The 14,288-nt window shown below is 35.3% G+C and carries 6 protein-coding genes; all 6 read left to right on the top strand.

The window, feature by feature from the left end; genetic code table 11:
• The 6 genes from IEV84_RS12195 to IEV84_RS12170 all read left to right on the top strand — a co-directional run bounded on the left by IEV84_RS12195 (position 1) and on the right by IEV84_RS12170 (position 14,285).
• The gene (locus tag IEV84_RS12195) at positions 1-2,307 is read left to right on the top strand and encodes a glycoside hydrolase family 20 protein (protein ID WP_188494548.1); all 2,307 of its coding nucleotides are present in this window, start codon (positions 1-3) and stop codon (positions 2,305-2,307) included.
• 20 nt (positions 2,308-2,327) lie between these two features.
• Complete coding sequence (locus tag IEV84_RS12190; protein WP_188494547.1) at positions 2,328-4,190, top strand: beta-galactosidase; 1,863 nt, start codon at positions 2,328-2,330, stop codon at positions 4,188-4,190.
• Positions 4,191-4,220: 30 nt separating this feature from the next.
• Complete coding sequence (locus tag IEV84_RS12185; RefSeq protein ID WP_188494546.1) at positions 4,221-5,705, top strand: alpha-L-fucosidase; 1,485 nt, start codon at positions 4,221-4,223, stop codon at positions 5,703-5,705.
• Between the two features lie 11 nt (positions 5,706-5,716).
• Positions 5,717-7,960 carry a GH92 family glycosyl hydrolase gene (locus IEV84_RS12180; RefSeq protein ID WP_188494545.1) on the top strand — a complete coding sequence of 748 codons (2,244 nt, stop codon included), beginning with the start codon at positions 5,717-5,719 and terminating at the stop codon, positions 7,958-7,960.
• A 250-nt stretch (positions 7,961-8,210) separates the two neighbouring features.
• Entirely contained in the window at positions 8,211-10,856 is a 2,646-nt protein-coding gene (locus IEV84_RS12175; protein ID WP_229732675.1) for a glycoside hydrolase family 3 N-terminal domain-containing protein, read from the top strand.
• A gap of 321 nt (positions 10,857-11,177) precedes the next feature.
• Positions 11,178-14,285, top strand: coding sequence for a SusC/RagA family TonB-linked outer membrane protein (locus tag IEV84_RS12170; RefSeq protein ID WP_188494544.1), 3,108 nt, complete (start codon positions 11,178-11,180; stop codon positions 14,283-14,285).
• Positions 14,286-14,288 lie beyond the last annotated feature (3 nt).

Raw genomic sequence — 14,288 nt, 5'->3', positions numbered from 1 at the left:
ATGAAAATAATTAAAACTACGATTGTCTTTTTTTTACTTTTGATTACAACTTCGGTTGTGGCTCAGGAAGAAATAGCTATTATACCCAAACCTGCCCATACAGTAGTTAAAGAAGGAAAGTTTCAATTTTCTTCAAACACTAAATTTATAGTTAAAGGAGATGCGCAAAAAGATATCGCCACAGCTTTGATTACTAAATTTGGAATGGCTGCCGGATGGAAACCTCAAATAACGAATAAAAAGCCTAAAAATAATTACATCGAATTTAAAGTTGATAAAAACTTAAACAGAGAAGCATACAAATTAGATGTTTCTTCCAAAAGTATTGTAATAATAGCTAAGGAAAGTGCCGGTTTTATTTATGCTTTGGAAACAGTTCGACAATTATTACCAACAGCTATTGAAAGTAAAAAAACAATTGCTAATGTAAACTGGTCAATTCCAAATGTTACTATAACTGATGAGCCTCGTTTTCAATGGAGAGGACTGATGCTGGATTTATCGCGTCATTTTTTTGATAAATCGTATATTAAAGCTACCATTGACCGTTTGGCAATGTTAAAAATGAATGTTTTACACCTGCATTTGGTTGACGATCAGGGATGGCGAATGGAGATTAAAAAATATCCCAAATTAACTGAAATAGGAGCCTGGAGAGTCGATCAGGAAAATGTGATTTGGAACGCACGTTTAACGGTAAATCCAGACGAGAAAGGAACTTACGGCGGATTTTTAACTCAGGAAGAATTAAAAGAAATTGTAAAATATGCGGCAACTAAAAATATCCAAATCATTCCGGAAATTGAAATGCCGGCACATGTAAGCAGTGCTATTGCGGCTTATCCGGAATTAGCCTGTTTCAATCAAAGAATTGGTGTGCCATCTGGAGGGGTTTGGCCTATTACCGATATTTATTGTGCCGGAAAAGAAAATACGTTTGCCTTTTTACAAGATGTAATCGATGAGGTTGTTGCTATTTTTCCTTCGAAATACATCCACATTGGAGGAGATGAGGCTACTAAAACCAATTGGGAAACCTGTCCGCATTGTAAAAAAAGAATGCAGGAGGAAGGTTTGAAAAATGTACACGAATTGCAAAGTTACTTTGTAAAACGAATGGAGAAATACATCAATTCGAAAGGTAAAAGAGTAATTGGTTGGGACGAAATCTTAGAAGGCGGATTAGCTCCTGATGCTACTGTAATGAGCTGGCGGGGAACCGAAGGCGGAATTGAAGCATCTAAACAAGGGCATGATGTAATTATGACACCCGAATCGCATTGCTATTTTAATATTTATCAGGGTCCGCAAAATGAAGAACCTTTGGCTTTTGGAGGATTTATTCCATTGACTAAAGTGTATCACTTTGATCCTGTAGTGGACCAAATGACTCCGGAACAAGCCAAACATATTTTAGGTGCCCAAGCTAATTTATGGGCTGAATATATTGAGAGTACACAAGAATCGGAATACATGATTTTTCCAAGATTAGGAGCAATGGCAGAGGTTTTATGGAGTCCAAAAGCAGCCCGAAACTGGAATGACTTTACTACTCGATTACCTTCTTTATTAGTACGTTTTGATTATTTGGGAATCAATTATTCTAAAAGTGCTTATTTGGTATCGGCAGCTTCAAAGGCAAATTTGGGTAAAAAACAGATAAAAGTAGCTTTGAAAAATGAATTTCCAAATGCTGATATTCGCTATGTTTTGGATAATAAAAATTTGGACAATCAAGCCATAAAATACACCGATTCTATAGCTGTTACAGGAACAACTATTCTAAAAGCTTCTTTGTTTAAAGAAGATAAACCAGTAGGTAAAGTTTTTACCGATAGTATTCAATTCCATAAAGCAGTAGGGAATCAATTGATTTTTAAAACTCCGTATCATCAAAATTACAAAGCAGATGGTCCGTTGGGCTTAGTTAATATTATTCGGGGAAGCAAAAATTTTCATGACGGACAATGGCAGGCCTGGTTGGTGGATGATATGGAAGTAGTTATTGATTTAGATAAAAGTCAATCGATTCATCAGGTAACTTTAGGTGCTTTAGAAAATCAAGGTTCGGGGATTTATTTTCCAACAGAAATAAAAGCTTTTATTTCTACCGATGGAAAAACGTATAAAGAAGTTGGAAAAATAATACGTCCGTTTGCTATTAATTCCAATTCAGAATTGAAAGATTTTAAAATTAGTTTCGAAAATACCAATGCGAGATTTGTAAAAGTAATCGCGACTAATTTAAAGAAAAGCCCAAAAGGAGAAAGTTCTTTTATGTTTTTTGATGAAATTTTAATTGATTAATTATAATCTGGAATAAAAAAATGAACAAGATATTATTTAAACTCGGAATAGTATTAATTTGTTTGATGCCAATTTTTAATCAGGCGCAAACAAAAGGATTTTCTATTGCTAATGGTGAATTCAACCAAGACGGGAAAGTTATTAAAATACATTCAGGAGAAATGCACTACGAACGTATTCCAAAAGAATATTGGAGACATAGACTGCAAATGCTCAAAGCTATGGGTATGAATACGGTGGCAACTTATGTGTTTTGGAATTATCATGAAGTCGCTCCGGGCGTATGGGATTTTAAAACCGGAAATAAAAATTTGGCTGAATTTATACGCACGGCTAAAAGTGAAGGATTGTATGTCATTCTGAGACCGGGACCTTATGCCTGTGGAGAATGGGAATTTGGAGGTTATCCTTGGTGGTTACAAAACAATTCTGATTTAGTAATTCGTACTAACAATAAAGCATTTTTAGAAGCTTGTAAAAGCTATTTGGAACATTTATCTGCAGAGGTAAAAGGACTTTTTTCTAATCAGGGAGGCCCAATTATTATGGTTCAGGTTGAAAATGAATTTGGGTCCTATGTTTCTCAGAGAACGGACATCAATCTTAACGATCATTCAGCATACAAAACAGCGATTTACAATATGCTGAAATCTACTGGTTTCCAAGAGCCTTTTTTTACTTCGGATGGAACCTGGTTGTTTGAAGGTGGTTCAGTTGAAGGGGTATTACCCACTGCAAATGGCGAGTCCAATATTGAAAATTTAAAGAAGCAGGTTGATAAATTTCATAAAGGTCAAGGACCTTATATGGTAGCTGAGTTTTATCCGGGCTGGTTGGATCATTGGGCAGAACCATTTGTAAAAATTGGTGCTGAGGAAATAGCAAACCAAACAAAAAAATATCTTGATGCAGGAGTGTCTTTTAATTATTATATGGCTCATGGAGGGACTAATTTTGGATTTACTTCCGGAGCTAATTATAATGAAGAAAGTGATATTCAGCCAGATATTACAAGTTATGATTACGATGCACCTATTAGCGAAGCAGGTTGGGCAACACCAAAGTTTATGGCTATTCGTGAAGTCATGCAAAAGTACTCTAAAACAAAATTGCCAGCTATACCTGAGAAAATAGCTGTTACAAAATTCCCTAATCAGCTTATTAAATCCAGTATGGATGTTTTAAGCTGGATAAAAAAAGAAAAAGCAGTTGTAAATGATCAACCGTTGACTTTTGAGAAACTGGGTCAGGGACATGGCTATGTTTTGTATCGAAAAAGATTCACACAGCCTATTTCTGGTACTTTGAAAATACAGGGATTAAGAGACTTTGCTACTGTTTATGTTAATGGATCAAAGGTGGGTAAACTGAACAGAGTTTTCAATAAATATGAATTAAATGTTACTATTCCTTTTAATGGTATTTTAGAAATTTTGGTTGAAAATATGGGACGTATCAATTACGGAGCAGAAATAGTACACAATACCAAAGGAATTATTGCTCCGGTAATGATAAATGAATACGAAATTAGTGGTGGATGGGAAATGTATAAAATGCCAATGAATGAAGTTCCGCCTGTTAAAAATGAAACGATAAAATCAGGTCGACCTGTTTTATATGAATCCATTGTAAATATTGATAAACCTGCTGATACTTTTTTGGATATGTCAGCCTGGGGCAAGGGAATTGTATTTGTAAACGGACATAATTTAGGACGCTATTGGAAAGTAGGGCCGCAACAAACCCTTTATGTACCGGGTTGTTGGCTGAATAAAGGTGTAAACAGCATTGTTGTATTGGAGCAACTTAATGAAAATACTCAAACACAATTAACATTTACTGACCAACCAATACTTGATAAAGTAAATATTGAAACAAACTAATATAAGATTTAAGAATTAAAATACGAAAGAATGAAAAAAAGCATAGCAGTAATAGCATTATTATTTTCAGTACAACTCTTTTCTCAAGCCATTTATGAAGACGAAAGATATGTGCCGGAAACCGACCCATTGGTATTGAAAAACTTAGACGAATGGCAAGGTAAAAAGTTTGGTTTACTAATGCACTGGGGAACTTACAGCCAATGGGGAATCGTAGAATCATGGTCTATTTGCCCTGAAGATTACGGATGGTGTGAGCGTAAAAAAGGAAGTAATCCTGCTAGTTACAATCAGTACATTGCAGATTATGAAGGTTTGAGAAAGACTTTTAATCCGGTAAAATTTGACCCTGCAAAATGGGCCAAAGCGGCAAAATATGCGGGAATGAAATACATGGTTTTCACCACAAAACACCATGATGGTTTTAACATGTATGACACTCAATATTCGGATTATAAAATCACGAGTAAGGACGTTCCTTTTCATACCAACCCTAAGGCAGACGTTTTGAAAGAAGTTTTCAATGCTTTTAGAACTGAAAAAATCTCAACCGGAGCGTATTTCTCAAAACCGGATTGGCATAACGAGAATTACTGGGATCCTTATTTTCCTCCATTCGACAGAAACGTAAATTATGACCCAGCTTTATACCCTGAAAAATGGCAAAAATACGTTGATTTTACGCATAACCAAATCATGGAAATCCTGACTAATTATGGTAAAGTAGATATTTTATGGTTAGACGGAGGTTGGGTTCGTAAAAGAGATCAGGTAAACATCAAAGAAAACTACGACGAGAAATTTACAGAAAACGAATCTAAAAACGGTTTCATCAAACACAGAGTGGTTGATCAGGATCCTAAAATGGACGAATTAGTTGCCAAAGCACGTGCAAAACAACCAGGTTTAATTGTGGTGGACAGAGCCGTTCATGGTAAAAACCAAAACTACTTAACTCCGGAAGGACGTGTTCCTGCTAAAACCCTGCCTTATCCTTGGGAATCTTGTATTCCTTCAGGTGGTGGATGGTCTTACACCCCGGATGCACAATACATGACTGGCAGGCAAGGTATTCACATGTTAATTGATATTGTGGCTAAAGGAGGGAATTTGTTATTAAACGTTGCTCCAAGTCCGGAAGGAGAATGGCAACAAGGCGCTTATGATTTGTTACAAGCTTATGGTGATTGGATGAAAGTAAACAGCACAGCAATTTACAACACCAAACCGATCGAACCTTACAAAGAAGAAAATATTTGTTTTACACAAAATAAAGACGGGAATGTTTTCGCTTTTTATTTAGCAAAAGATGGAGAAGATAAAATTCCGGCTGAAGTTACAGTGAAATCAATCAGTCCAAAAAAAGGAACAAAAATCACCATGTTAGGTTCTAAAACATCTTTAAAATGGATTAAATCAGACAACGGATTTACAGTTACAATTCCGGAAAGTTTGAGAAATAATTTGCCTGCAAAAGAAGCCTGGACTTTAAAAATTGAAGCGATTAACAGATAGAATATTCAATTATGGTTTTATATAAAAGGATAACAATACAAACAGCCTGTTTTTTTTGCGGGCTGTTTTTTAGCATAAGTATTTTGGCGCAGCAGCCAGCCGATTTTGTCAATCCGTTTATTGGAACCTCTAATTTTGGGGCTGCTTTTCCCGGACCAATTGCTCCTAGAGGAATGGCCAGTATCAGTCCGTTTAATGTTTCAGGTCCTCAAAACCGACCTTTGGAAAAAGACAGCCAATGGTTATCAAATCCTTATGTGAATGAAAATACCTTTCTAACCGGATTCAGTCAGGTTAATTTAAGTGGCGTAGGTTGTCCCGATTTAGGTGTTATTTTACTAATGCCAACAACAGGAACTGTTGAAACCAATCACTTAAAATACGGATCGACGTATTCTAATGAAGTTGCAAAAGCCGGATATTACAGCATAAACATTAATAAATATAAAGTAAAAGGCGAATTTACAGCTTCAAAACGAGTGGGAGTCAGCCGATTCACTTTCCCGAAAGGACAATCGAATGTTTTATTAAATCTGGGGGTTGGTTTAACCAATGAAGAAGGAGCCATGATTAAAGTGGTTTCGAATACTGAAATTGAAGGAATGCGCAGCGTAGGTTCTTTTTGTTATAACAGTCCGGAAGATGCGTATCCGGTTTATTTTGTAGCGAAATTTTCGAAACCTGCAGCCAAATTTGGTGTGTGGAAGAAACCAGCCAAATACAATGGTGTTGAAGGACAATGGATGGGCTACAATGGAAAAGCAAGGGTGATGGAAAATACCATCAAAACCGTTGTAGGTGATAGTATTGGAAGTTATTTTACCTATAAATTCGACAAAGAAGAAACCGTTGAAGTAAAAATCGGAATTTCGTATGTAAGCATCGAAAATGCACGTGAAAACTTAGAAAAAGAGACTGGAAATAAATCTTTTGATGCCGTTTATAAAGAAACCTACAACGAATGGAATGAGGAATTGTCTAAAATTTCAGTAGAAGGTGGTTCTAAAGACGATAAAACGATTTTCTACACCGCATTGTACCACACTTTGATTCATCCTAATACTTTGAATGATGTCAATGGTGAGTTTCCGGAGATAAAAAGAGGTAAAATTGGTAAAACCGAAGGTACCCGTTACACGGTTTTTTCACTTTGGGACACCTATCGCAATGTACACCAGTTGATGTCTTTGGTGTATCCCAAACAACAATCAGATATGGTGAAAAGTATGCTCGAAATGTATGATGAAAACGGCTGGTTACCCAAATGGGAATTGAATTCTACAGAAACTTTTACCATGGTGGGCGATCCTGCAAGTATTGTAATTGCTGATACGTATTTGAAAGGAATCCGTGATTTTGATGTTCAGAAAGCCTATAAAGCCATGTCGAAAGGAGCCGATCAAATGGAGAATAATCCGTTGCGAAACGGACTAAAAGATTATATCGAAAAAGGATATCTAACTACCAGCGAAAAAGGTCCTGTTTCAACTACGCAGGAATACAATGCTTCGGATTATGCTATTTCACTTTTAGCGGATGTTTTAGGGAAAAAATCAGATGCCGAGCGTTTTAAAAATCGTTCCTTATCCTACCGAAAATTATTTGATAAAAAACTAAACTTACTTCGTCCAAGAATTGCAAATGGAAACTGGTACGAACCTTTCGATCCAAATTCGGGAGCTAATTTTGAAGAAAATGTTGGTTTTATCGAAGGAAATGCCTGGCAGTATAATTTTATGGTTTTACACGATATGAACGGACTGAAAAAAATGATGGGCGGTGATAAAGCCTTTTCGGCGCAATTGCAAAAGATATTTGACAGCAAACAGTTTGATATGGCAAACGAGCCGGACATTGCCAATCCGTACTTGTTCAATTACGTAAAAGGTGAAGAATACAAAGCTCAGGAAAGTGTAAAAAGATTGGTTCGTGAATATTTCCAAAATAAACCAAAAGGATTGCCAGGAAATGACGATACAGGAACTATGTCGGCCTGGTTAGTGTATTCGATGATGGGAATTTATCCAATCGTGCCGGGAGAACCAATTTATACGATTACAACACCAATGTTTGATAAAGTAACGATTAAATTAGATCCTCAATATTATAAAAGTGACAGAATTGTAATTGAGAAAGAAGGCAATCCTGATGAAAAAATTAAGACAATACAATTGAACGGAAAAGAATATAAAAGTTATTTTATATCTCACGATGATTTTGTGAATGGAACAAGGCTGAAAGTGATTCAGAATTAAGAAGATTTACCGCAAATTCGCAAATTTTAAAAGATATAATTACTACTATAAAATTGGTCTGTAAAAATCAAACCATTAAGAAATTAAGTTTTATGAAGACTTAATTAAACTTAATTTCTTAATGGTTTAAAAAAGCAAACTATTTTGTAATCATAATTTGCGAATTTGCGGTAGAAATATTGGCTTTAGCCAAATTATCAAAGCTGTTTTCGGCTTAAAAAATGAAAAGCAGATAATAAAAAAAAATAAAATGAAAAAAATAACAATTGCTTTGGTGGTATTTTTTGGTTTAATAAACCAAGGATTTGCTCAGAAAAAATATCCGTATCAGGATGCTAAATTAGGAGTTGAGGAGCGGGTAAATGACTTGCTAAGCAGAATGAGTTTAGAGGAAAAAGTACGCCAAATGGATATGTACAAAGGCGAATTTTTTAAAGAAAAAGAAGATTTTTCTAAATCGAAAGCCAGTGCTAAAATTGGAAAATTAGGCATTGGAGCCATTCATGATATTTATCCGCGTTCGGCGAAAATGATTAACGATCTTCAAACCAATGTAATTAAAGGTAATCGTTGGGGAATTCCAGCATTGATTATGTGCGAGATGTTGCATGGTTATTTAGATGACGGAAGTACAGCTTTCCCTATGAATATAGGACTTGGAGCAACTTGGGATACCAATGTTATGGGCAAAGTAGGTCAGGTAATTGCGACAGAAGCCAGAGCGCACGGAGTTCATTTTGGTCTTGGACCAAATTTAGATTTGGGGCGTGAACCACGTTGGGGAAGAGTTGCGGAGACTTTTGGCGAAGATGCGTATTTGAACAGCGAAATTGGTCTGGCGATGATCAAAGGAATGCAAGGCGATGATTTGACTTCGAATCGTTCGATTATTGCTGAACCTAAACACTTTGCCGTTCACGGTATTCCGCAGGCGGGAGGAAATTCTTCTCCAATTTTGGTTGGAGAGCGTTCGGCTCGTGAAGATCATTTGCCTTCTTTTGAAAAAGCGTTTACTAAGGGAGGAGCATTAGGTACCATGTGTGCTTATTCTGAATTAGACGGAATTCCTTGCGCTGCTAATAAGTGGTTATTGACGGATGTTTTGCGAAAAGAATGGGGTTTCAAAGGAATTGTAGTATCTGATTTAGGAGCTATTAAATACCTTCAAACGACACATTATGTGACTAATTCTCCAAAAGAAAGTATCAGAGAAGCCATTGCAGCCGGTGTGGATATGCAGTTTTATGATTTTACTAATGAATTTTGGCAAACGAGCATTATTGAATTGGTAAACGAAAAGAAATTGAGTATGGAGCAAATTGATCGTGCGGCTGGTGGTGTTTTACGATTGAAGTTTTTATTAGGTTTATTCGAAAATCCTTATACTGATAAAAACCTGATTAAAGAGCGTTTTCATACTAAAGAAAATCAGGATGTTGCTTTAGAGGCCGGACATAAATCGATTGTTTTATTGAAAAATGAAAACAACATTTTACCTTTAAAGAAAGATATTTCAACTATTGCGGTTATTGGTCCTAATGCCGATGCTTCCAGATTGGGTGGTTATTCGGTAAAAAATAAAGTAGCCACAACTGTTTTAGAGGGAATTAAACAAGTGGTGGCTAAAAACAGCAATGTACTTTATGAAGAAGGTGTTCCTTTGATTGTAAAAGGACAAATTATTCCGTCTAAATATTTATTCACACCGGATGGATCTCAAAACGGATTAAAAGGAGAATATTTTAATAACCGAAACGTAGAAGGAACTCCGGCATTGACAAGAATAGACAGTCAATTAGAATTTGACTGGCCTTGGAATCCGGGTGTAGGGGTGAATGATGATGATTTTTCTATTCGTTGGACAGGTTACATTCAATCAGAAAAATCATTTGACGGTTGGTTAGGCTTAAGTTCTGATGACGGAATCAGAATGTGGATTGACGATCAATTGGTAATTGACAACTGGACAAAAGGAGCAACAAGTATTGTCACTACTCCAAAAAATATTGAAGCAGGAAAAAAATACAAAGTCCGCATTGAAATGTGGGAAGGTGGCTGGGGAGCAAGAGCACATTTGCGTTGGAACTTAGATAAGATAAACTTCCAACCAGCAATTGATATTGCTAAAAAAGCCGATGTTGCGATTGTGGTTTTAGGAGAATCAAACGAACTGGTAGAAGAAAACAGAGATGTGGCTTCATTAGACTTGCACGGAATGCAGCAGGAATTGATTGAAGCCATTCAAAAAACAGGAACTCCTGTAGTTTGTGTGTTGTTAAACGGTCGCCCACTTTCTACCAACTGGATTGCTGAAAATATTCCAGCTCTAGTAGAAGGCTGGTTTCCGGGAGAAGCGGGAGGAAAAGCAGTAGCTGATGTTTTGTTTGGAAATTACAATCCAGCGGGAAGATTGCCAATTACTGTTCCAAAATCAGTGGGACAATTGCCTATTTATTACAACCAAAAACCATCTGCGATTCACAGATATGTTAGCGAAAGCGAACATCCTTTATACACTTTTGGTTATGGCTTGAGTTATACCACTTTCGAATATTCGAATTTAGCTTTAAGTACTTCCGAAATAAAAGCTGACGGAAGTTTGAAAATAAGTATTGATGTTAAAAATACGGGAAATTATGATGGTGACGAAGTGGTACAATTGTACATTAATGATGTGTATAGTTCAGTAACAACTCCCGAAAAAACATTGAAAGGTTTTAAAAGGTTATTCATCGAAAAAGGCGAAACAAAAAAGGTAGAATTTACTTTGACAGCTGATGAATTATCCATTTGGAACCGAGAAATGAAAAAAGTGGTAGAACCGGGCGATTTTGAAGTTATGGTAGGAGGAAATTCAGTAAATTTAATCAAAACAAAGTTTAAGGTTTTGGAGTAAATGGCATTGTTTTAAAGAAGTTTTAAAACTCATTTTTTATAAAAACACTAAAAACATTAATCTTTAAAAAAAGGTTAATGTTTTTTATTTACTATAAGTTTGGTTTTGTTGAGAAATCATCAAGTCAAAGTTTAATTAGTTGTTAATTGTTTATCAAAGCTGCTTTTTGTGTAAAAAAAACAAGAAAATAGACAAACACCTTTGCAAATATGTCATTGGTCGAAATTATATTCCAGTAAGGATTTATAGTGATAAATTTAACAAAGTATTAACCCTCGGGTTAATTCGGATAAAAAGAAATTAATAACTAAACACCAAATTATGATTCAAAATGTATTAAAACTACTGTTTGTATTTTGCTTGTTCGGATTCCAACACGCACAGGCTCAAATCACAGTTAAGGGAACAGTTACAGATGCTAAGAGCGGTTTTCCACTGCCAGGAGCAAACATCGTTGTTAAGGGGACAACAAACGGTATATCATCTGATATGGATGGTAAGTATAGTATTAGTGTTCCAAATCAATCGGCAATTTTAGTCTTTTCCTATATAGGATCAGCACCAAAAGAAGTTGTTGTAGGGAACCAGACTATTATAAATGTATCATTAGCAGAAGATGCTGAACAACTAGGGGAGGTTGTTGTAACAGCCTTAGGTATTAAAAGGGAGAAAAAATCGTTGACTTATTCGGCACAGACAGTTTCTACCAAAGAACTTTCGGAAGCCAGATCACTTAACGTAGCTAATTCACTTTCAGGAAAAGTAGCGGGACTTAACTTTTCGACTACAGGAAGTGGAGTAGGAAGTTCTTCCAGAATTACATTAAGAGGGAATCGTTCTCTAACCGGGAATAACCAACCTTTATATGTTATTGATGGAGTTCCTATGGATAATAGTGTGACTTCTCCAGCTACAGATATTGGAGGAACTACAAGTTTTGATGGGATTTCTAATATCAACCCTGAAGATATTGAAAGTATCACTGTATTGAAAGGTCCTTCGGCAGCAGCTTTATACGGTTCACGAGCTAGTAACGGGGTAATCGTAATAACAACTAAAAGTGGATCTAAAGAAGGAAAAGCAAAAATTTCAGTTTCTTCAAATTTCATGGCATCAAATGCTTATAATTTGTTGAATCAACAAAATGTTTATGGTCAAGGAGCGGGAGGAGTTTATAATCCTTTATCCAAAACTAGTTGGGGACCAAAAATGGAAGGTCAATCCGTTGCAGCATGGCAATTAAGTCATAATCCTAATTATGATGGTTCTTCTACTTATGCATTTACACCACAGCCTAATAACTCTTCAGACTTTTTTAAAGGTGGTTATAACTGGTCTAAAAATTTAACTGCCTCTATGGGTAATGAAAAAACGCAAGGATATTTTTCATACACAAATACTACAGCTGAGGGAATTGTTGTTGGTAATGAACTTGAGAGACATAATGTGAATTTACGTTTGACTAGTAGTTTAACAGACAAATTAAAATTGGATGTTAAAACCAATTACATTAATCAAAAGATTGAAAATGCTATTGGTGTTGGTGAAGGAGGAATTGGAGAAGCCGTTTACACAATGCCTAGAAGTTTACCTTACAGTCAATACAAAGATTTTGAATATATTGATGATGCCGGGCAAATCAGATATAATTATCCAGACGCTAATACTTTAAGTACTTTGGGAGCAAACCCTTTTTGGTTAGCTAAAAGAAATTTAAGAACTGATGAAAGAAGCAGAATTATCGCTTTTGGATCTTTGACTTATGATTTTACAAAAGAATTAAGTTTAATGGTTAGATCCGGTTTAGACCAGTCTACTAATAAATCTAAAAGTTCACGTTATGCAGCTGTTGCTATCTTAAATCAGGATTATGGAAGTTATTCAGAGTCGATTGGAGATGTTTTAGAAATGAATACAGATTTCCTTTTGTCTTACAAAAAAGAATTAGGTGATTTTAAATTAAATGCCAATTTTGGAGGAAATGCCAGAAATCAAAAAAGTACAGGTTTAAGCAGTGGCGGAACTTTAACTAAGAGAAATTATTTTACATTGACTAATTTACAAAGCACTACTGTGACTCCTGAATATAGTCATAAAAAAGTGAATTCTTTGTATGGTTCAGCACAATTAGGATATAAAGACTATTTGTATTTAGATGTTACAGCACGTAACGACTGGGATTCAACATTGCCAGCAGATAACAGATCTTTCTTTTATCCTTCTGTTGGTTTATCAGGTATTGTTACGGATATGTTAGATATTAATTCTGATGTGTTGTCTTTCTTAAAAGTGAGAGGTTCTTTTGCTCAGGTAGGTAATGCTACAGATCCTTACCTTTTAGCTAATCAATTGTATTTTTATGGTTTTAACGGAGGTGTTGTACAATCTTCAACTTTAAAAAACAACCCAAATCTTAAACCGGAAATTTCAAGTTCAACAGAATTTGGTTTAAATACAAGATTATTTAAGAATAGAATTGGTTTAGATTTTACTTGGTTCCAAACAGATACTAAAGATCAGATTTTTACAATTAACTTACCAGAGTCATCAGGATATTCTAAACAAGTTATTAACGGTGGAAAAATTCAAAATAAAGGTTTTGAAATGGTCTTGAATGCTAAAATTTTCGATGATGAAAAATTTACTTGGGATGCAACAGCAAACTTTGCAACTTACAGAACAAAAGTTTTAAGTCTTTCTGAAGGACAAGATGAATTAAATCTTTCTACAGGTTACGAAAGGTTAGCACAAACAATTGTTAAAAAAGGTGGAGGTTACGGAGATTTGTATATTAAAGGATTTAAACGTAATGATGCTGGAGAAATTATTGTTAATGCTACAAGTGGATTACCTGAATTTACTTCTGGATTTGATGTGTTGGCTGGAAGTTTTAATCCAGACTGGACAGCAGGTTTACAAAATACATTTACTTATAAAGATTTTAGACTTAGTTTCTTGGTAGATTTCCGTATGGGAGGAAAAACGATTTCTTACTCTCAGGCAAGAATGGCTGGAGCAGGTGTTAGTGATATCACTTTAGCTGGTAGAGATGGTTTTGTAGTTAATGGTGTTAATGATAATGGTAATGGCACTTATTCTCCAAATACAACTTCTATTACTGCAGAAAATTATTGGTCACAAGTAGCTAGTAGGGATCCAAAATCAGCAGAGGATTTTGTTTTTGACGCTACGAATATTAGATTAAGAGAAGTTGTTTTAGGATATTCACTTCCAAGTAAATTCTTGAAAAGATCACCATTTACAGCAGTTGATTTCTCTTTAGTAGGTAGAAATTTATTCTTCTTTGTTAATAAAGCGAAATATTTTGATCCAGAACAAGGAGTAAGTGTTGGTAACCTTCAAGGAATAGAATCTTATAACATTCCAAGTACAAGAGACTTTGGATTTAATGTAAAATTCAACTTTTAATAA

This window comes from Flavobacterium palustre (assembly GCF_014639535.1).
In the GTDB taxonomy this organism is placed as follows: Bacteria; Bacteroidota; Bacteroidia; order Flavobacteriales; family Flavobacteriaceae; genus Flavobacterium; species Flavobacterium palustre.
The sequence above is the reverse complement of the archived record's forward strand: the minus strand, read 5'-3'. Positions and strand labels throughout refer to the sequence as shown.